This is a genomic window from Acidovorax sp. FG27, from assembly GCF_040365715.1.
Classification (GTDB): Bacteria; Pseudomonadota; Gammaproteobacteria; order Burkholderiales; family Burkholderiaceae_C; genus Paracidovorax.
Map to the genome: position 1 here is coordinate 480,715 of NZ_BAABVY010000009.1, position 18,292 is coordinate 499,006.

An 18,292-nucleotide genomic window follows, 5' to 3' on the forward strand; every position below is an offset into this window, starting at 1 on the left:
CTATCGCCCAAGCGACTACGGGCGGCGGACGGCGGCGGCGGGCCCGCCGCAGCCGTCAAACGCCCGGCAGGCGATAGCCCTGGAGCTGCTCGCGCAGCCGGGTCTTGAGCATCTTGCCGGTGGCGCCGATGGGGATGGCCTCGACGAACACCACGTCGTCCGGGATCTGCCACTTGGCGGTCTTGCCTTCGTAGAACTGCAGCAGCTCCTCGCGCGTGACCTCGGCGCCGGGCTTGCGCACCACGGCCACGATGGGCCGCTCGTCCCACTTGGGGTGCGGCATGCCCACGCAGGCGGCCATGGCCACGGCGGGGTGGCCCATGGCGATGTTCTCGATGTCGATGGAGCTGATCCACTCGCCGCCCGACTTGATCACGTCCTTGCTGCGGTCGGTGATCTGCATGAAGCCGTCTTCGTCGATGGTGGCCACGTCGCCGGTCGGGAACCAGCCGATGCCGTGCTCGTCGGGCACCAGTGGGTCGCCGCCCTCGCTCTTGAAATAGCCGGCGACGATCCACGGCCCCTTGACCAGCAGGTCGCCATAGGTCTTGCCGTCCCAGGGCAGCTCGCGGCCGTTGCCGTCCACGATCTTCATGTCGACGCCGAAGATGGCGCGGCCCTGCTTGCGCAGGATCTCCATCTGCGCCTTCTTGGGCAGGCCCAGGTGCTTGTTCTTGAGCGTGGTCAGCGTGCCCAGCGGGCTCATCTCGGTCATGCCCCAGGCGTGCAGCACGCGCACGCCGTAGTCGTCCTGGAAGGTCTGGATCATCGCGGGCGGGCACGCCGAGCCGCCGATCACCGTGCGGTTGAGTGTGGAGAACCGCAAGCCGCCGGCCTTCATGTGGCCCAGCAGCATCTGCCACACGGTGGGCACGCCGGCCGCGAAGGTCACGCCCTCGGCTTCGATCAGCTCATAGACCGACTTGCCATCGAGCGCCGGGCCCGGAAACACCAGCTTGCAGCCCGTGAGCGGCGCGGAATACGGAATGCCCCAGGCGTTGACGTGGAACATGGGCACCACCGGCAGCACCGCGTCGCGCGCCGACAGGCACATGACGTCGGGCAGCGCGGCCGCGTAGGCGTGCAGCGTGCTGGAGCGGTGGCTGTAGAGCGCCGCCTTGGGGTTGCCCGTGGTGCCGCTGGTGTAGCACATGCCGCAGGCCGTGTTCTCGTCGAAGCGGGGCCAGGCGTAGTCGGGCGACGCGCCGCCGATCAGCGCTTCGTAGCTGACCAGGCCCGGCACGCCGCTGTCCTGCGGCAGCCGGTCCGCATCGCACAGCGCGACCCAGTGGCGCACCGTGGGGCAGCGGGCATGCACCGCCTGCACCAGCGGCAGAAAGGTCAGGTCGAAGCACAGCACCTGGTCCTCGGCGTGGTTGACGATCCAGGCGATCTGGTCGGGGTGCAGGCGCGGGTTGATGGTGTGCATCACGCGCTCGGAGCCGCTGACGCCGAAGTACATCTCCAGGTGCCGGTAGCCGTTCCACGCCAGGCTCGCCACGCGGTCGCCCGCCTGCAGGCCCAGCCCGTCCAGCGCGTTCGCCAGTTGCTTGGCGCGCGCCGAGAGGGCGCGGTAGGTGGTGCGGTGGATGTCGCCTTCCACGCGGCGCGACACGATCTCGGCGTCGCCGTGGTGGCGCTCGGCGAACTCGATCAATGTCGAAACCAGCAACGGTTGGTTCTGCATCAGTCCCAGCATGTCGGTGTCTCCTTGGATGGGGGGGATCGTTGTGACGACGGGCATCCTACCGTGCGCTTTGCAGCCTGCGGGCAGGGGCAGGCCCCACCCGGCGGCGGCCATGCGTCCACGCTGTCGCGCAGCGGACAAGGGCGCGCCCGAAGTCCCTGCCGCGGGCTGGAGATCACCCCTGCGAGACAATCGGGCCATGCCTTTCACCCTCTCGATTGACGAGGCCCCACCGCGCTCGGGCCTGGTCTGGCGCAATGGTTTCGCGGACCTGGGCCCCGCGTTCTTCACCGAGCTGCAGCCCACGCCGCTGCCCGCACCCTACGCGATCGCCACCAGCGCCGATGCCGGCCGGTGGCTGGGCGTGTCGCCCGAATGGCTGGCCTCGGGCACCGCGCTCCAGGTGTTCAGCGGCAACGCCGCGCTGGCAGGCATGCGGCCGCTCGCCTCGGTCTACAGCGGCCACCAGTTCGGCGTGTGGGCGGGGCAATTGGGCGACGGGCGCGCCATCCTGCTGGGCGAAACCGAGGGCGGCATCGAAGTGCAGCTCAAGGGCGCCGGCCGCACTCCCTATTCGCGCGGCGGCGACGGGCGGGCAGTGCTGCGTTCGTCGATCCGCGAGTTCCTCTGCAGCGAGGCGATGCACGCGCTGGGCGTGCCCACCACCCGTGCGCTCAGCCTCACCGGCTCGCCCGCGCCGGTGTACCGGGAAGAAGCGGAGACGGCGGCGGTGGTCACGCGCTTGGCGCCGAGCTTCATCCGGTTCGGGCATTTCGAGCATTTCGCCACCCAGGGCCGGCAGGCCGAGCTGCGCCAGCTGGCCGACTACGTCATCGACCGCTACTACCCCGACTGCCGCGGTACCGATGCCACGGCCCACCTCGGCGGCAACGCCTACGCGGCGCTGCTGCAGGCGGTGAGCGAGCGCACGGCCGCGCTGCTGGCGCAGTGGCAGGCGGTGGGTTTCTGCCACGGCGTGATGAACACGGACAACATGAGCATCCTCGGGTTGACCATCGACTACGGCCCGTTCCAGTTCCTCGACGCGTTCGTGCCCGGCCACATCTGCAACCACAGCGACCACCAGGGCCGCTACGCCTTCAACCGGCAGCCGAACGTGGCGTACTGGAACCTCTTTTGCCTGGGACAGGCGCTGATGCCGCTGATCGGCGACACGGCGCATGCGCAGGCGGCGCTGGAGTCGTACAAGGCGGTGTTTCCTGCCCGCTTCATCGCCCGCATGCGCGAGAAGCTGGGCCTGCTGCAGCCGGGCGCGGGCGACGGCGACGCGGCGCTCATCGACGGGCTGCTGCAGCTGCTGGCGCAGGGCGGCGTGGACTGGACCATCTTCTGGCGGCGCCTGTCGCAGGCGCGTGCGGGCGGCGACTACGAGGCCGTGGGCGACCTGTTCCTCGACCGGACGGGCTGGAATCGCTGGTTGCTATCATTTCAAGAGCGCAATGCGCTCGAGGATCAAGCGCTGGCGGCCGATTTGATGCTCAAGACCAATCCCAAGTTCGTGCTGCGCAACCACCTGGGCGAAGAAGCCATCCGCGCGGCCACCCGCGGCGACTTCACGGTGCTGCACACCTTGCAGGCGCTGCTGGAGCGCCCATGTGAAGAACACGCCTCGCAGGACGCCCACTGGGCGGACTTCCCGCCCGACTGGGCCTCCACCATCGAGATCAGCTGCTCATCATGACCTTCTCCATCGAAAAATCCGACGCCGAATGGCAAGCCCTGCTGAAAGACAAGGGCGCCGAGCCCGCCGCCTTCCAGGTCACCCGCCACGCGGCGACCGAGCGGCCCTTCACCGGCAAGTACGAAGCCCACTGGGCCGACGGCAGCTACCACTGCGTGTGCTGCGGCGCCAAGCTGTTCGACTCGGACACCAAGTTCGACGCCGGCTGCGGCTGGCCCAGCTTCTCGCAGGCCGTGCCGGGCGCCATCGAGGAAATCGTGGACCGCAGCCATGGCATGGTGCGCACCGAAACCGTTTGTGCACAATGCGGGGCGCACCTGGGCCACGTCTTCGAGGACGGCCCGGCGCCCACCGGCCTGCGCTACTGCATGAATTCGGCGTCGCTCGACTTCGAGCCGCCAGAGGCTCGCTGAGGGCCCATCGCAGCGCGCACCGGCACCGAACCAACGCTTCCGCCTTTCATGAAACTGCTGATCGACTTCTTCCCCATCATCCTGTTCTTCGTGGCCTTCAAGGTCTGGGGCATCTTCACCGCGACGGCCGTCACCATCGCGGCCTCGGTGGTGCAGATCGCCTACCTGCGCATGCGCCACGGCAAGGTCGAACCGATGCAGTGGGTCAGCCTGGGCGTGATCGTGGTCTTCGGCGGCGCCACGCTGCTCTCGCACAGCGAGACCTTCATCAAGTGGAAGCCCACGGTGCTGTACTGGCTGATGGGCGCGGCGCTGATCCTGGGCCAGCTGCTGTTTCGCAAGAACCTCATCCGTTCGGTGATGGGCGCGCAGATGCAGCTGCCCGACACCGCCTGGCGCACGCTCCAGTGGAGCTGGGCGGGGTTCTTCGCGGCCATGGGGCTCGTCAACCTGTGGGTGGCCTACACCTTCGACACCGATACCTGGGTCAACTTCAAGCTCTTCGGCGGCATGGGCCTGATGGTGGTGTTCGTCGTGGCGCAGGCCTTCTACATCAGCCGCTTCCTGAAAGAGACGGAGGGCGAAGCGGGCACCGCGAGCGATGCCGCGCACACGGGGGCCGCCGCACCGAAGGACGCGCAGCCATGAGCGGGCCCGAGCCTGGCGCCCCGCTGCCCATCACGGCCGAGGCCATGCACGCCTGCCTGGCGCAGGCATTGACGCCCACGCACCTGCAGGTGCTGGACGAAAGCGCCGCCCATGCGGGCCATGTGGGCGCCAACGGCACCGGTTTCGGCACCCACTTCCGGGTGCGCATCGCGTCACCTTTCTTTACGGGCCGTACACGGGTGGCGCAGCATCGCCTTGTGTATGATGCGCTGCGGCTTTTCATTGACCAGGGCGCCCACGCCATCGCCATTGAAATTGTCTGATCTGCCCCCTTCTCGGGCTGGCGGCCACAAGCGCCGCGACCAACTTCCTTTTTGTGGATAAGCGAATGAAGAAAAAGCTCTTGTCAGGCCTCGTGGCCGCAGCTCTGCTGGGCACGGTGGTTCTGCCGGTCTCTGCGCAAAACATCGCCGTGGTGAACGGCAAGGCCGTTCCCAAGGAACGCGCCGACGCGCTGAGGCAGCAGGTCGAGCGCTCGGGCCGTCCCGTGACGCCCGAAGTCGAAGGCCAGATCAAGGAAGAGGTCATCGCCCGCGAGATCTTCATGCAGGAAGCGCAAAAGCGCGGCCTGGAAGGCTCGCCCGAGTTCAAGGCGAACATGGAAATCGCCCGCCAGACGATCCTGATCCGCCAGCTGTTCGAAGACTTCCAGAAGAACAATCCCGTCTCCGATGCGGAGATCAAGGCCGAGTACGACAAGTACGTCGCCGCCAACACCGGCAAGGAATACAAGGCCAGCCACATCCTGGTGGAGAAGGAAGACGAGGCCAAGGCCATCATCGCTTCCATCAAGAAGGGCGCCAAGTTCGCCGACATCGCCAAGAAGCAGTCGAAGGACCCTGGATCCGGCGCCCGTGGCGGCGATCTGGACTGGGCCAACGCCAGCACCTACGTGCCTGAATTCACCGAGGCACTGGTCAAGCTGAACAAGGGCCAGATGACGCAGACCCCGGTCAAGAGCCAGTTCGGCTGGCACGTGATCCGCCTGGACGACGTGCGCGAAGCCCAGCTGCCGAAGCTGGAAGAAGTCAAGGCGCAGATCGCCCAGCAGATGCAGCAGCAAAAGCTGATGAAGTTCCAGGAAGAACTGCGCACCAAGGCCAAGGTAGAGTAATCCCCTTCGCCTGCCTGCTGCCCTTCAGGAGCGGTGTGGCGCGCACCTTCGGGTGCACCTTGGAAAAGAGCGGCCACATGGCCGCTTTTTTTCGTCCTGCCTCGAAGCCGCGAGCGACCGGCGGATCGCACGCGTGCTGCGACCGTTGCCTTCGCATCCCCTCGTCACCTCCCCCGCCCAGCCATAAAAAAACCCGGCGGGACATGGCGTCCGGCCGGGTCGGGTGCATGCCTGGCCGGTCCGGGACCGGCCAGGCAGCAGGCGTCGTCAGTTCAGAGGCGACTTCTTGCCGTCCTTGTACACGTACAGGGTGATAGCGGGGTTCTTCATTTCGCCGTTGGGTTCGAAGGCGATGTTCGCGGTCACGCCCTTGAAGTTGGACTTGGCCAGCTCGGGAATGTAGACCTTCGGATCCCACGAACCAGCGCGCTTCATGGCGTCCACCAGCAGCATGGTGGCGTCATAGGTGTAGGGGCTGTACACCTGGAACTGGTTGGGGTACTTGGCGTCGTACTTGGCCTTCCAGGCCGTGCCGCCAGGCATCTTGGCCAGCGATGCGCCGCCTTCGGCGCAGACCACGTTCTCCAGCGTCTTGGCGCCGGCAGCCAGGCGGGCGATTTCTGCCGTGCAGATGCCGTCGCCGCCGAAGTACTTCACGTTGGCCATGCCCAGCTGTTCCATCTGGCGCAGCATCGGGCCGGCCTGTGGGTCCATGCCGCCGTAGAACACGCCGTCGGGGTTCTTGGCCTTGATGGCCGTCAGGATGGCCATGAAGTCGGTGGCCTTGTCGGTCGTGAACTGCTCGTCGACGATCTTGATGCCCTTTTCGGCAGCGATCTTCTTGAACACCGACGCGACGCCCTGGCCGTAAGCGGTACGGTCATCGATGATGGCGACGTTCTTGAGCTTCAGCGTGTCGGCAGCGTAAGCGGCCAGGCCTGCGCCCAGCGCGTTGTCGTTGGCGATGATGCGGAACGTGGTCTTGTAGCCAGGCTTGGTCAGGTTGGGGTTGGTGGCCGCGCCGGTGACGTGCGGAATGCCGCAGTCGTTGTACACCTTGGATGCGGGGATGGTGGTGCCCGAATTCAGGTGACCGACCACACCGGCGACCTTGGCGTCGCAGAGCTTCTGCGCAGCGGCGGTGCCCTGCTTCGGATCGGCGGCATCGTCTTCCGCCTGGAGTTCAAACTTGACCTTCTTGCCACCGATGGTCACGCCCTGGGCATTCAGTTCCTCGACGGCCATGCGAGCGCCGTTTTCGTTGTCTTTGCCGTAGTGGGCCTGCGCACCAGAAACCGGGCCGACGTGGCCAATTTTCACCACTTCTTGGGCGGTGGCCATTCCGGCGACCGCAGCGATAGCAGCGGCGACGGTCAGTTTCAACTTCAATTGCATATGGATCTCCATTAAGGGGTAGGCGCTGAGAAATATGGTTGTGTCCCAACGCAGGCGAACATATCGCAATTTACGGGCCAGATCACTAGGGAACACGCGAAAGGATGATGCAAATCGGCAGGATTTACCCTGTCAACTCAGCGCGGCGCGGCGGCATCGGCCGAAAGTTCCTCGGCCACCGCCTCGTAGACCGCATGCCGCACCACCGATTCGACCTCCTCGCGCAGGCGCGGCACCATCGAGCGGGTCTGCTCCTGCACCACCGTGGCAATGGCCTCGCGCAGGCGCTGGTCCAGCACCACGTCCACGCGCTGCATCACGCGGTGGACGATGTACTCCTCGATGCCGGCCGGCAAGGCGCTGGCGGATGCAGGCTGTGGCGCGGCCCCCGGTGGCGGCGCGAAGGCAGCGGCCGCAGGTTGCTGCCATGGAGCCGGCACCGGCACAGCGGGCGCCGCAAGGCCCGGGGCGGCATTCCAGGAGGCCGGCGGGGCAGCGGGTTGCGGATGCGCGGCCGGCAGCGCTGCGTCCGGCCCGGCGGCCGGGTCGATGCGCACCACTTCGGTGAGCGTCGGCACGAATCTGGGAGGGCCCTTGGGCGGCTGCGGGGGGATGGTCATCACGCGCCTTTCAGCACGAGGTCGTGCCGCACGATCTGGTAGCCCCGGGCGGCGTAGTGGCGCCAGCGGTCCCGGGCTGCCTGGCGGTCCTGCCCGTCGATGCTGCTCACCACCTCGATCAGCCTGGAGAACCGGCTGAACGCAGGCGGCACCACGGCCCCCATGTTCAGCAGCACGTCGCTGTGCGGCGCGGTGCCCGCATCGCGCGCCAGCAGCACCGGCGATGCGCGCTGCGTGTCTTCGTCGGCGTCGTCGCGGCAGTGCGCCACGAAGTCGGTCGCGCCCATGGCCCACAGCATGCGGTCCAGCGGGTCGAGCACCTCGTCGGGCCCGGTGATCACGAGCCGCGCATCGCCCCGGCTCACCTTGCGGGCGAACCGGCAGGCGTAGGCCAGCTTGTCGGGCGCATTGAAGTGGAAGGCGATCTCGGTCATGGCCCGCCGCCGGTCTCAACGAGCGGCAGCGCGCACGGGCTTGCTGCCCGCCGTTGCGGTGCGCCGGCCCGCGGCCTTTGGGGCCACGGCGGGCGTGCGCGCCACGTCCAGCAGGTAGTGCACCAGCAGGCCGACGGGCCGCCCCGTGCCGCCCTTGGCCGCCCCGCCCTTCCAGGCCGTGCCCGCGATGTCCAGATGCGCCCAGGGCGTGTCGCCGACGAAGCGCTGCAGGAACTTGGCGGCGGTGATGGCGCCGCCGGCGCGGCCGCCCACGTTGCCCAGATCGGCGAAATTGCTCTTCAGGCTGTCGGCGTATTCGTCGTCCAGCGGCATGCGCCAGCAGGGGTCGAGCGCCGCATCCCCGGCCTGCTCCAGCTGGCGAGCCAGGGCCTCGTCGGTGGCGAAGAGGCCGCTGCGCAAGCCGCCCAGGGCCACCACGCAGGCACCGGTCAGGGTGGCGATGTCGACCAGGGCCGCCGGCTTGAAGCGCGCCGCGTAGGTGAGCGCGTCGCACAGCACCAGCCGGCCCTCGGCGTCGGTGTTGAGCACTTCCACCGTCAGCCCGTTCATGGTGGTGACCACGTCGCCCGGCTTGACGGCGCGGCCGTCGGGCATGTTCTCGCAGGCCGGGATGAGCCCCACGACGTTGATCGCGGGCTTGAGTTCGGCCAGCGCCTTGAACACGCCCAGCACGCTGGCCGCGCCGCCCATGTCGAACTTCATCTCGTCCATCTCGGCCGCCGGCTTGATCGAGATGCCGCCCGTGTCGAAGGTGATGCCCTTGCCCACCAGCACGACCGGGGCCACGCCCTTGCCGGCGCCGCTGTAGTGCAGCTCGATGAACCGCAGCGGCTCCTCGGAGCCCCGCGCCACGGCCATAAACGAGCCCATGCCCAGGCGGGCCACCTCGGCCGGGCCGTGCACCTTGCACTGCATGTTGGACGCCTTGGCCAGCGCCTTGGCGGCGTCCGCGAGCAGGGTCGGGGTGGCATGGTTAGCCGGGCGGTTGGCCCACTCCCGGGCGAACTCCACGCCGGCGGCCACGCCGGTGCCACGCACGAACGCCTCGCGCACGGCGGCCGCGTCCGGCACGCCCACCGTCACGCGGCCGAGCATGCGGGGCTCGGCCTTGGACTTGGTGGCCGTGTAGGCGTAGCTGGCGTCCGCCAGCGCCATCACGGCGGCGCCCACGGCGTCGGGCTGGGCGGCCCCGGCGAAGACGATGGCCGCACGCTTGACCTGGGGCGTCTTCAGCGCGGCGGCGCAGCCCTGCAGCGCCTGGCGCACGTGGCGCGGGCTGCCGTTGCCGGCCCCGGCCAGCACCAGCCGGCGGGCGGCCACGGCGGGCGCCTGATAGAGCGACAGGTGCTTGCCTGGCTTGGTTTCCAGGTCGGCCTGCTTGAGCGCATGGGCGACCAGGGTGGACAGGGCATCGGAGGCCGGCTTGAAGCCTTCGGGGACGAGCACGACCAACAGGTCGCACTTCTCGGCAGCGGCGGTGGACAGGGGCAGGGTCTTCAGATCGAAGTTCATAATCGGCGTTTTCCTTCGAGCCCATGTTATTCGATTCATCCATCCGCAAGGAGCTGGCACGCAGCTTCGGGGCCACGCTGGTGGTGCTGGTCACCGTGGTCATGACGATGATGCTGATCCGCACGCTGGGCCAGGCCGCCCGCGGCAGCGTCAACCCCTCCGACGTCATGCTGGTGATGGGCTTCACGGTGCTGGGGCAGTTGTCCACCATCCTGACGCTCAGCCTGTTCGTGGCCACGGTCAGCACGCTCTCGCGCATGTACCGCGACAGCGAAATGGTGATCTGGTTCGCCAGCGGACGGGGGCTGCTCAGCCTGCTCAAGCCGCTGCTGCGCTTCGCCTGGCCGGTGATGGTGGTGGTGGCGGCCCTGTCTCTGGCCATCTGGCCCTGGGCCAACCGGCAGGTGCAGGAGCTGCGCGCCCAGTACGAGCAGCGCAGCGACATCGACCGCGTCGCGCCGGGTGAATTCCAGGAATCGGCGAACGGCTCGCGCGTCTTCTTCATCGACCGCGCCACGTCCGACGCGGGCGAGGCCTCCAACGTGTTCATCGCGACGAACGAGCACAACCGCGAGACGGTCACCTCCGCGCGCAGCGCGCGCCTCGAGGTGCGCAACAACGAGCGCCTCGTGCTGCTGAGCGACGGCCAGCGGCTCGAGAACACACTCGACAAGCCTTCCATCAAGGTCAGCGATTTCGAGGAATACGGCACGCGGATCGGCTCCGCGTCGTCCCGCTCGTCGGACGATGCCGCCGTCAAGACGCAGGACACGCTGGACCTGATCAAGGAGCCCACGCCCGTCAACATGGCGGAACTGGGCTGGCGCCTGGGCCTTGCGCTGGCCGCGCTCAACTTCGTCGTGCTCGGCCTGGCGATCGCCGTGGTCAACCCGCGGGCCGGGCGCAGCGGCAGCATGCTGTTCGCGCTCTTCGCCTTCATCACCTACTACAACCTCATGACCGTCGGCCAGAGCTGGGTGGCCGTCGGGCGCCTGGACGTCGGGCCTTTCATGCTGATGCTGCACGGCGGCACGCTGGCCTTCGGCGTCGCCCTGCTGGCCTGGCGCCACAACCACTGGTCCCTGCGCATGCTGCTGGCCGGACGCCGTCGCCCATGAAAACCATCCGCCGACTCATCTACCGCGAGGCCGCCACCGGCGTGGCCTTCGTCACCCTCGCCTTCCTGGCGCTGTTCTTCTTCTTCGACATGGTGGACGAACTGCGCTGGGTGGGCCGCGCCAGCGAAGCCGGCTACACCCTCTCCTACGCACTGCTATACGTCGCGCTCAGCCTGCCCGCCCACCTCTACGAGCTGCTGCCCATCACCGTGCTGATCGGCACCATCTTCGTGATGGCCCGCCTCGCGCAGAGCTCGGAATTCACCATCATGCGCACCAGCGGCCTGGGGCCCTGGCGGGCCCTGCGCACGCTGCTGGTGCTGGGCTGCGCGTTCGTCATCGTCACCTTCGCCGTGGGCGACTACCTGGCGCCGCTCAGCGACCGGGCCGCGCAACTGGTGAAGGCCCGCCGCACGGGTCAGATCAGCGCGGGCGCCACCGGCGCCTGGTTGAAGGAACGCCAGGGCGACCATTCGGTGGCGGTGAACGTGCGGGCGCTCGACCCCAACGGCCACATGCGGGGCGTGCGGGTGTTCGAATTCGACGCGCAGGGCCGCATCGCCGCCACCGTGCAGGCGGAACGGGGCGAATTCGCGCCCGACGGCGAGGGCTGGAACCTGGAGGGCGTGCGCCGCAGCGTCTTTCACCACGGCAGCGCGTCGCCCGGCGCGCTCACCTCCATGGCCGGCGGGGGCGCCGCGGCGCCTCGCGTGGAACGGCTGCAGGCACCGGACTACCGGTGGCCGACGCGCATCAGCACCGACATGGTGGCGGCCTCGCTGCTCAAGCCCGACAAGATGGCGACCATCGACCTGTTCCAGTACATCCGTCACCTCGAGGCCAACGGCCAGTCGGCGCAGAAGTACGAGATCGAGTTCTGGCGCAAGGTGTTCTACCCCTTGAGCTGCTTGGTGATGGTGGTGCTGTCGCTGCCCTTCGCCTACCTGCACTTCCGCTCGGGCGGTATCGCCGGCTACGTCTTCGGCGGGGTGATGGCCGGCATCAGCTTCTTCCTGCTCAATAACGTGTTCGGCTATGCCGGCAACCTGCAGAACTGGTCTCCGTGGCTCACGGCGGCGGCGCCGGGGCTGATCTATTCCCTTCTCTCACTCGGCGCGTTCGGCTGGCTGGTGCTCAGGCGATGACTTCCATCGATTCTTCTTCCCGCGACGGCGTCGTGCTGTTCGCCCATGGCTCGCGCGACCCGCTCTGGAGCCAGCCCATGGAGGCAGTCGCCGCCCGCATCGCGGCGGAGAGGCCCGCGCTCGCCGTGGCGTGCGCCTACCTGGAACTCAGCGAGCCCGACCTGCCGACCACCGTGGCGCGCATGGCGCAGGCGGGCGTGCGCCGCATCACCATCGTGCCCATGTTCCTCGGCACCGGCCGGCATGCGCGGGAAGACCTGCCCGTCCTGGTGCAGGCGCTGCGCGACGACCACCCCCAGGTGCAGTTCCACGTGCAGCAGGCGATCGGCGAAGACGAGCGCATGACGGCCCTGATGGCCGAGATCGCCGCGACGCCGTTTGCCTGAAAACGGTCGCCCCCATCCGTTCAGCTTAGAAGTCTGCAGCATAATGTTGCGACTTCTTAGCCGCAATCAGATATGAACCTGCACCAGTTCCGCTTCGTTCAGGAAGCCGCCCGCCGGAACCTGAACCTGACCGAGGCCGCCAAGGCGCTACACACCTCGCAGCCCGGTGTCTCCAAGGCCATCATCGAACTGGAGGACGAGCTGGGCGTGGACATCTTCGCGCGCCACGGCAAGCGGCTCAAGCGCATCACCGAACCGGGCCAGCACGTGCTGAAAAGCATCGAGCTGATCATGCGGGAGGTGGGCAACCTGAAGCGCATCGGCGAGCAATTCAGCGCGCAGGACAGCGGCACGCTCAGCATCGCCACCACCCACACGCAGGCCCGCTACGTGTTGCCCGTGCCGGTGGCCAAGCTGCGCGAGGCCTACCCCAAGGTCAACATCAGCCTGCACCAGGCCACACCGCACGAGGTGGCGCGCATGGTGATCGACGAGGTGGCCGAAATCGGCATGGCCACCGAGTCGCTCGCCGACTACCCCGACCTGGTGACCCTGCCCTGCTACGAATGGCAGCACGTACTGGTCATCCCCACCCACCACCCGCTGGCGCAGAAGGAACGCATCGGCCTGGACGACATCGCGCACGAGTCGCTCATCACCTACCACCCTTCGTTCACCGGCCGGGGCAAGATCGACCAGGCCTTCGCCGCGCGCAAGCTCCAGCCGCGCATCGTGCTGGAGGCCATCGACTCCGACGTGATCAAGACCTATGTGCGGCTGGGACTGGGCGTGGGCATCGTGGCCGAGATGGCGATGCGCGACGACCCGCTGAACGACCTGGTGGTGCGCCCCGTGGGCCATCTCTTCGGCCAGAGCGTGGCCCGCGTGGCCTTCAAGCGCGGCGCCTACCTGCGCAACTTCGTCTACAAGTTCGCCGAACTGCTGAGCGACCGGCTCAACCGTGAACTCATTTCCCGCGCCATGACCGGCCACGTCAACGACTACGAACTGTGAAGCGGCCGCCGTGCTTGCGGTCGCAGCCTCTTCACCCGTCTGCTCTCAGCCCTTACAGCGTCCCATGAACCAAGCCGCTTCGCCCTCACCCCGCACGCCTGCCGTGCCCACCAAACTGCCGCAGGTCGGCACCACCATCTTTTCCGTGATGTCCGCTTTGGCGCTGGAGCATGGGGCGGTGAACCTGGGCCAGGGTTTCCCGGACTTCGCCTGCGACCCGGCGCTGGTCGACGCCGTCACGCAAGCCATGCAGGCCGGCCACAACCAGTACCCGCCCATGCCCGGAGTGCCCGCTCTGCGCCAGGCCGTGGCCCGCAAGATCGAGGCGCTGCACGGCCGCGCCTACGACGCGAACAGTGAAATCACCGTCACCGCCGGCGCCACCCAGGCGATCCTGACGGCCATCCTCGCCACGGTGCGGCCGGGCGACGAGGTCATCGTGCTGGAGCCCTGCTACGACAGCTACGTGCCCAACATCGAGCTGGCGGGCGGCACCGTGGTGCGTGTGCCGCTCACGCCGGGCACCTTCCGGCCCGACTTCGGCGCCATCGGCGCGGCCCTCTCGCCGCGCACCCGGGCCATCATCGTCAACTCCCCGCACAACCCCAGCGCCACCATCTGGTCCGATCAGGACATGCTGGCGCTGCAGGAGCTGCTGGCCCCGACCGACGTGCTGTTGATCAGCGACGAGGTATACGAGCACATGGTGTTCGACGGCGTGGAGCACCAGAGCGCGGCGCGGTTCCCGGGCCTGGCGGCGCGCGCGTTCATCGTCTCCAGCTTCGGCAAGACCTTCCACGTGACCGGCTGGAAGGTGGGCACCGTGGCCGCGCCGGCGCCATTGATGGCCGAATTCCGCAAGGTGCACCAGTTCAACGTGTTCACCGTCAACACGCCCATGCAGCACGGCCTGGCCGCGTACCTGCAAGACCCGGCGCCGTATCTGCAGCTGCCGGCCTTCTACCAGGCCAAGCGCGACCTCTTCCGCCAGGGCCTGGCCGGCTCGCGCCTGAAGCTGCTGCCCAGCACGGGCAGCTATTTCCAGTGCGTGGACATCTCCGCCGTCAGCGACCTGAGCGAGGCCGACTTCTGCCTCTGGCTCACGCGCGAGATCGGCGTGGCGGCGATTCCGCTGTCGGCCTTCTATGGCAACGGCTTCGATCAGCGCGTGGTGCGCTTTTGCTTCGCCAAGCAGGATGCGACGCTGAACGAAGCGCTGCTGCGGCTGCGGCGGCTCTAGGGAACCTCTGCATGAATCACCGCGCCGTGTGCATCTGCGGACTCGGGCAGTCTGCGCGGCGGCGTCAGAGCAGCACGATGTCGTACTGCTCCTGCGCCATGGCGCCTTCGGCCTGCAATGAAATGGGCTTGCCGATGAAGTCCGACAGCCCCGCCAGATGCTGGCTCTCCTCGTCGAGGAACAGCTCCACCACGTGCGGCGAGGCGATCACGCGGAATTCGCGCGGGTTGAACTGCCGCGCCTCGCGCAGGATCTCGCGCAGCACGTCGTAGCACACGCTGCGGGCGGTCTTCACCTGGCCCGAGCCCTGGCAGTGCCTGCACGGCTCGCACAGCATGTGGGCCAATGACTCGCGGGTGCGCTTGCGGGTCATCTCCACCAGCCCCAGCTGCGAGAAGCCGCCCGACATGGTCTTCACCCGGTCGCGCGACAGCTGCTTGCGGAATTCGGCCAGCACCGCTTCCTGGTGGTCTTCCCGCGCCATGTCGATGAAGTCGGCAATGATGATGCCGCCCAGGTTGCGCAGCCGCAGCTGGCGGGCAATGGCGCCGGCGGCCTCCAGATTGGTGCGGAAGATGGTGTCGTCGAAATTGCGGGCACCCACGTAGCCGCCGGTGTTGACGTCCACCGTCGTCAGCGCCTCGGTCTGGTCGATGATGAGGTAGCCGCCCGACTTCAGGTCCACCCGCCGGCCCAGCGCACGCGCGATCTCCTCGTCGATGGCGTAGAGATCGAAGATGGGCCGCTCGCCCCGGTAGAGCTGCAGCTTGGGCACCGCCGCGGGCATGAACTCGCGGCCGAAGGCCTGCAGCGCCGCGAACTGCTCGCGGGAGTCGAGCCGGATGCTGGTGGTCTCTTCGCCCACCAGGTCGCGCAGCACGCGCTGCAGCAGGCTCAGGTCCTGGTGCAGCAGCGAGGTGGGCGGCAGCCGCAGCGCGGCCTGCTTGATGCGCGCCCAGGTCTTGCGCAGGTAGGTGATGTCCTCGGCCAGCTCGGCGTCGGTCGAATCCTCGCCATTGGTGCGCAGGATGAAGCCGCCACCCGAAGCGCCGCCGTGCGTCTTGTCGGCCACCAGGGCCTGCAGCCGCGCGCGCAGCGCGTCGCGCTCGGCGGCCGGGATCTTCTGCGATATGCCGATGTGGTCGTCCTGTGGCAGAAACACCAGCAGCCGGCCCGCCACGCTGATCTGCGTGGAGAGACGCGCGCCCTTGGTGCCGATCGGGTCCTTGATGACCTGCACCATGATCGACTGGCCCTCGAACACCTGCTTTTCGATGGGCACTGGCGGCTCGCCCTTGCGGGCGAACATGGGCGCCTCGCCGCCCTCCTGCCGCTGCCACACGTCGGCCACGTGCAAGAAGGCGGCGCGCTCCAAGCCGATGTCGATGAAGGCGGACTGCATGCCCGGCAGCACGCGCGAGACCTTGCCCAGGTACACGTTGCCGACCAGCCCGCGCTCCAGCGTGCGCTCCACGTGCAGCTCCTGCACGGCGCCGTGTTCGACGACGGCCACGCGGGTTTCCTGGGGCGACCAGTTGATGAGGATGTCTTGTTGCATGGTCGGAAGGGAAGACGCCGGCAGCCGCCGGGAGAGGAGTTAGACGACGAAGCCGGCTGCGCGCAGCAGTTGCGCCGTCTCGTACAGAGGCAGGCCCATGATGCCCGAATAGCTGCCCGCCAGGTGCTCCACGTGCGCCGCCACGCGGCCCTGGATGCCGTAGGCGCCGGCCTTTCCGAGCGGCTCGCCGCTGGCGACGTAGGCGTCGATCTGCGCCGGGGTCATGGCAGCGAAACGTACGGTGGAGACGGACAGCGCCGCCCACCGCCGTCCGGCCGCCTGCACCGCCACGGCGGTCAGCACCTGGTGCTCGCGCCCGGCCAGCACGGCCAGCATGCGCGCAGCATCGGCGGCGTCCTCGGGCTTGCCGAAGATGCGGCCGTCCAGCGCCACCGTGGTGTCGGAACACAGGATGGGCGCGGCCGCCAGGGCGCGCCGGGCATGCCGCGCCACGGCGGCATCCAGCTTCAGGCCCGTGACGCGCTGCACGTAGGCTTCGGGCGACTCGCCGGGCAGCACGGCTTCGATGGCTTCCGCGTCTTCCGCCACGTCGCCATCGGCGTTGGGCAGCAGCAGTTCGGCGCGCACGCCGATCTGTTCGAGCAACTGCCGGCGGCGCGGGCTCTGGGATGCGAGATAGAGGAAGTCGGCCATGGCTTTGGAATTCGGGGTCAAAACAGCCTCTCGCGCCCGTACATCAAGCGCATTCAGCTATAAATTTCATAGCAAGATGAAGAGTGGCAGCAGCTCGGCGTAGCCAACCGCGGGCCGCTCACTCCCGGTGATACGGGTGGCCGGCGTTGACGGACCACGCGCGATAGAGCTGTTCGATCAGCAGCACGCGGACCATGGCGTGGGGCAGCGTCAGGTCCGACAGGCGAATGCGCTCGTGCGCCGCCTGCCGGAAGGCCGGCTCCAGGCCGTCCGGGCCGCCGATGACCAGCGCCACGTCGTCGCCGCTCAGTTGCCAGTCCTTCAGGCGCTGGGCCAGGGCCTTGGTGGTCAGGTTGGTGCCGCGCTCATCGAGCACCACGACCCGCATGCCGCGGGGGATCGCCGCCTCGATGCGCTCGCGCTCGGCGGCGTAGAGCGTCTCGAGCGTCTTGGAGCCGCGCGGCTCCGTCTTCACGGCCTTGAGTTCGACCTTCAGCTCCGGCGGAAACCGCTTGGCGTAGTCGTCGTAGGCCGTCTGCGCCCAATCGGGCACGCGCTGGCCCACGGCCACGATCAGCAGCTTCATCGGTGCCCGGCCCGTGCCTGCTCGTCAGTCAGGACTTGCGGGCCGGGGCCTTCCTGGCGGGCGCCTTGGCCGACGCCTTGGCTGCGGCGCGGGGCGCCGAGCGTGCGCCCGTCTTGGCGGGAGCCGCCTTCTTGGCGGCTGGCTTCACGACCAGGGTCTTGATGGGCTTGGCTGCGGTCTTGGCGGGTGCCTTCGCTGCCGTCTTGGCTGCCGTTTTCGCGGCGGTCTTGACCGGCGCGCGGCTCGAGGCGGCGGCCTTCTTCGCAGGGGCCTTGGCCGCCGTCGTCTTGGCCGCCGTCTTGGCGGCAGCAGTCTTGCGGCCGGCGGCGGGTGCGGCTTCCGCCGTCGCCGCCTTGGCCTTGGACACGCCGGGCTTGCGGGCGGGCTGTTCCGGCTTGGCGGCCACGGCGGCCTTCTTGCGCTTGGGCTTGTCGCCGGCTTCGGCGACGGCGGGCTTGGGCGCGCCCAGCTTCAGGCGCACGGGCTTGTCGCCCCAGATTTCTTCCAGCCGGTAGTACTGGCGGATGGCGGGCTGCATGATGTGCGCCACGGCCGCGCCGCAGTCCACGATGATCCACTCGCCGTTGTCTTCACCCTCAATGCGCGGCTTCGGAAAGCCGGCCTCGCGCACGGCGTCGCGCACGCTGGAGGCCAGCGCCTTGGTCTGCCGGTTGGAGGTGCCCGACGCCACGATCACGCGCTCGAACAGCGGCGACAGGTGCTCGGTGTTGAACACCTGCACGTCTTGCGCCTTGACGTCCTCCAGGCCATCGACGATGGCGCGCTGGAGCTTGGTGACGTCTTTCTTGGCGGCGGTTTCCGAGGTGGTGGAGGTGGTCATCAGGCTGTGTTCGGTGAAGAAGGAAATGTATTTATAGCGGGCTGGCGGGCCGCCGGCCAGTGGACCGCTCCCTGCGCCTGCCGGCGCCCCCGTGCCCCGCCAGGGGTGTTTTGTGCGTTTGGCGCAATGGGTTCAAGCGCTTGCAGCTATCAAAATTATAGTTGATGGCCCTCGGCGGAGCCT

Annotated in this window: 19 protein-coding genes; 10 read left to right on the plus strand and 9 right to left on the minus strand. The window is 68.2% G+C overall.

The window, feature by feature from the left end; all coding sequences use genetic code 11:
• Positions 1–55 precede the first annotated feature (55 nt).
• The gene (locus ABWV53_RS09175) at positions 56–1,699 is read right to left on the minus strand and encodes a 3-(methylthio)propionyl-CoA ligase (RefSeq protein ID WP_353365113.1); all 1,644 of its coding nucleotides are present in this window, start codon (positions 1,697–1,699) and stop codon (positions 56–58) included.
• A 187-nt stretch (positions 1,700–1,886) separates the two neighbouring features.
• Between ABWV53_RS09175 and ABWV53_RS09180 the strand changes: the two genes are divergently transcribed.
• The 5 genes from ABWV53_RS09180 (at position 1,887) to ABWV53_RS09200 (ending at position 5,585) form a co-directional block, all read left to right on the plus strand.
• Positions 1,887–3,389, plus strand: coding sequence for a protein adenylyltransferase SelO (locus ABWV53_RS09180; protein WP_353365115.1), 1,503 nt, complete (start codon positions 1,887–1,889; stop codon positions 3,387–3,389).
• On the plus strand, positions 3,386–3,802 hold the full coding sequence (gene msrB / locus ABWV53_RS09185; protein WP_353365117.1) for a peptide-methionine (R)-S-oxide reductase MsrB: 417 nt from the start codon (positions 3,386–3,388) through the stop codon (positions 3,800–3,802). Before ABWV53_RS09180 ends, msrB begins: the two co-directional genes overlap by 4 nt.
• Before the next feature lie 48 nt (positions 3,803–3,850).
• Positions 3,851–4,450, plus strand: coding sequence for a septation protein A (locus ABWV53_RS09190; protein WP_353365119.1), 600 nt, complete (start codon positions 3,851–3,853; stop codon positions 4,448–4,450).
• Between the two features lie 44 nt (positions 4,451–4,494).
• Complete coding sequence (locus ABWV53_RS09195; protein ID WP_353365121.1) at positions 4,495–4,734, plus strand: BolA family protein; 240 nt, start codon at positions 4,495–4,497, stop codon at positions 4,732–4,734.
• Between the two features lie 65 nt (positions 4,735–4,799).
• Positions 4,800–5,585, plus strand: a complete 786-nt coding sequence (locus ABWV53_RS09200; protein WP_353365123.1) for a peptidylprolyl isomerase — start codon at positions 4,800–4,802, stop codon at positions 5,583–5,585.
• Between the two features lie 267 nt (positions 5,586–5,852).
• On the opposite strand, the gene ABWV53_RS09205 is transcribed toward ABWV53_RS09200, so the two are convergent.
• From ABWV53_RS09205 to ABWV53_RS09220, 4 genes are all read right to left on the minus strand, one after another.
• Positions 5,853–6,980, minus strand: coding sequence for a branched-chain amino acid ABC transporter substrate-binding protein (locus ABWV53_RS09205; RefSeq protein ID WP_353365125.1), 1,128 nt, complete (start codon positions 6,978–6,980; stop codon positions 5,853–5,855).
• 137 nt (positions 6,981–7,117) lie between these two features.
• Entirely contained in the window at positions 7,118–7,600 is a 483-nt protein-coding gene (locus tag ABWV53_RS09210; RefSeq protein WP_353365127.1) for a hypothetical protein, read from the minus strand.
• Positions 7,600–8,034 carry a DNA polymerase III subunit chi gene (locus ABWV53_RS09215; protein ID WP_353365129.1) on the minus strand — a complete coding sequence of 145 codons (435 nt, stop codon included), beginning with the start codon at positions 8,032–8,034 and terminating at the stop codon, positions 7,600–7,602. The genes ABWV53_RS09210 and ABWV53_RS09215 overlap by 1 nt, the downstream gene beginning before the upstream one ends.
• Positions 8,035–8,049: 15 nt before the next feature.
• The gene (locus ABWV53_RS09220) at positions 8,050–9,567 is read right to left on the minus strand and encodes a leucyl aminopeptidase (protein WP_353365131.1); all 1,518 of its coding nucleotides are present in this window, start codon (positions 9,565–9,567) and stop codon (positions 8,050–8,052) included.
• 23 nt (positions 9,568–9,590) lie between these two features.
• Here ABWV53_RS09220 and lptF point away from each other — a divergent pair, with 23 nt between their 5' ends.
• The 5 genes from lptF to ABWV53_RS09245 all read left to right on the plus strand — a co-directional run bounded on the left by lptF (position 9,591) and on the right by ABWV53_RS09245 (position 14,470).
• Complete coding sequence (gene lptF, locus ABWV53_RS09225) at positions 9,591–10,685, plus strand: LPS export ABC transporter permease LptF (protein ID WP_353365133.1); 1,095 nt, start codon at positions 9,591–9,593, stop codon at positions 10,683–10,685.
• Positions 10,682–11,830, plus strand: coding sequence for an LPS export ABC transporter permease LptG (gene lptG, locus ABWV53_RS09230; protein WP_353365135.1), 1,149 nt, complete (start codon positions 10,682–10,684; stop codon positions 11,828–11,830). The genes lptF and lptG overlap by 4 nt, the downstream gene beginning before the upstream one ends.
• Positions 11,827–12,216 (plus strand): sirohydrochlorin chelatase, encoded by a 390-nt coding sequence (locus ABWV53_RS09235; RefSeq protein WP_353365137.1) that lies wholly within the window; start codon positions 11,827–11,829, stop codon positions 12,214–12,216. Before lptG ends, ABWV53_RS09235 begins: the two co-directional genes overlap by 4 nt.
• Positions 12,217–12,288: 72 nt before the next feature.
• Positions 12,289–13,230 carry a CysB family HTH-type transcriptional regulator gene (locus ABWV53_RS09240; protein WP_353365139.1) on the plus strand — a complete coding sequence of 314 codons (942 nt, stop codon included), beginning with the start codon at positions 12,289–12,291 and terminating at the stop codon, positions 13,228–13,230.
• Positions 13,231–13,294: 64 nt separating this feature from the next.
• Positions 13,295–14,470 (plus strand): pyridoxal phosphate-dependent aminotransferase, encoded by a 1,176-nt coding sequence (locus ABWV53_RS09245; RefSeq protein WP_353365141.1) that lies wholly within the window; start codon positions 13,295–13,297, stop codon positions 14,468–14,470.
• Between the two features lie 64 nt (positions 14,471–14,534).
• Here the strand turns inward: ABWV53_RS09245 and rng are convergent, their stop codons facing one another.
• From rng to rsfS, 4 genes are all read right to left on the minus strand, one after another.
• Positions 14,535–16,028, minus strand: coding sequence for a ribonuclease G (rng, locus tag ABWV53_RS09250; RefSeq protein WP_353365143.1), 1,494 nt, complete (start codon positions 16,026–16,028; stop codon positions 14,535–14,537).
• 39 nt (positions 16,029–16,067) lie between these two features.
• Positions 16,068–16,682 carry a Maf family protein gene (locus ABWV53_RS09255; protein ID WP_353365145.1) on the minus strand — a complete coding sequence of 205 codons (615 nt, stop codon included), beginning with the start codon at positions 16,680–16,682 and terminating at the stop codon, positions 16,068–16,070.
• Positions 16,683–16,800: 118 nt separating this feature from the next.
• On the minus strand, positions 16,801–17,268 hold the full coding sequence (gene rlmH, locus ABWV53_RS09260; protein WP_056663299.1) for a 23S rRNA (pseudouridine(1915)-N(3))-methyltransferase RlmH: 468 nt from the start codon (positions 17,266–17,268) through the stop codon (positions 16,801–16,803).
• Between the two features lie 28 nt (positions 17,269–17,296).
• A complete protein-coding gene (gene rsfS / locus ABWV53_RS09265; protein WP_353365148.1) occupies positions 17,297–18,109 on the minus strand; it encodes a ribosome silencing factor in 813 nt (270 codons plus the stop codon).
• Between the last annotated feature and the right edge of the window lie 183 nt (positions 18,110–18,292).

Coding starts and splice junctions, on each gene's coding strand:
- ABWV53_RS09175 (WP_353365113.1), bottom strand. CDS start 1,699: ATGCTGGGACTGATGCAGAACCAACCGTTGCTGGTTTCGACATTGATC.
- ABWV53_RS09180 (WP_353365115.1), top strand. CDS start 1,887: ATGCCTTTCACCCTCTCGATTGACGAGGCCCCACCGCGCTCGGGCCTG.
- msrB (WP_353365117.1), top strand. CDS start 3,386: ATGACCTTCTCCATCGAAAAATCCGACGCCGAATGGCAAGCCCTGCTG.
- ABWV53_RS09190 (WP_353365119.1), top strand. CDS start 3,851: ATGAAACTGCTGATCGACTTCTTCCCCATCATCCTGTTCTTCGTGGCC.
- ABWV53_RS09195 (WP_353365121.1), top strand. CDS start 4,495: ATGCACGCCTGCCTGGCGCAGGCATTGACGCCCACGCACCTGCAGGTG.
- ABWV53_RS09200 (WP_353365123.1), top strand. CDS start 4,800: ATGAAGAAAAAGCTCTTGTCAGGCCTCGTGGCCGCAGCTCTGCTGGGC.
- ABWV53_RS09205 (WP_353365125.1), bottom strand. CDS start 6,980: ATGCAATTGAAGTTGAAACTGACCGTCGCCGCTGCTATCGCTGCGGTC.
- ABWV53_RS09210 (WP_353365127.1), bottom strand. CDS start 7,600: ATGACCATCCCCCCGCAGCCGCCCAAGGGCCCTCCCAGATTCGTGCCG.
- ABWV53_RS09215 (WP_353365129.1), bottom strand. CDS start 8,034: ATGACCGAGATCGCCTTCCACTTCAATGCGCCCGACAAGCTGGCCTAC.
- ABWV53_RS09220 (WP_353365131.1), bottom strand. CDS start 9,567: ATGAACTTCGATCTGAAGACCCTGCCCCTGTCCACCGCCGCTGCCGAG.
- lptF (WP_353365133.1), top strand. CDS start 9,591: ATGTTATTCGATTCATCCATCCGCAAGGAGCTGGCACGCAGCTTCGGG.
- lptG (WP_353365135.1), top strand. CDS start 10,682: ATGAAAACCATCCGCCGACTCATCTACCGCGAGGCCGCCACCGGCGTG.
- ABWV53_RS09235 (WP_353365137.1), top strand. CDS start 11,827: ATGACTTCCATCGATTCTTCTTCCCGCGACGGCGTCGTGCTGTTCGCC.
- ABWV53_RS09240 (WP_353365139.1), top strand. CDS start 12,289: ATGAACCTGCACCAGTTCCGCTTCGTTCAGGAAGCCGCCCGCCGGAAC.
- ABWV53_RS09245 (WP_353365141.1), top strand. CDS start 13,295: ATGAACCAAGCCGCTTCGCCCTCACCCCGCACGCCTGCCGTGCCCACC.
- rng (WP_353365143.1), bottom strand. CDS start 16,028: ATGCAACAAGACATCCTCATCAACTGGTCGCCCCAGGAAACCCGCGTG.
- ABWV53_RS09255 (WP_353365145.1), bottom strand. CDS start 16,682: ATGGCCGACTTCCTCTATCTCGCATCCCAGAGCCCGCGCCGCCGGCAG.
- rlmH (WP_056663299.1), bottom strand. CDS start 17,268: ATGAAGCTGCTGATCGTGGCCGTGGGCCAGCGCGTGCCCGATTGGGCG.
- rsfS (WP_353365148.1), bottom strand. CDS start 18,109: ATGACCACCTCCACCACCTCGGAAACCGCCGCCAAGAAAGACGTCACC.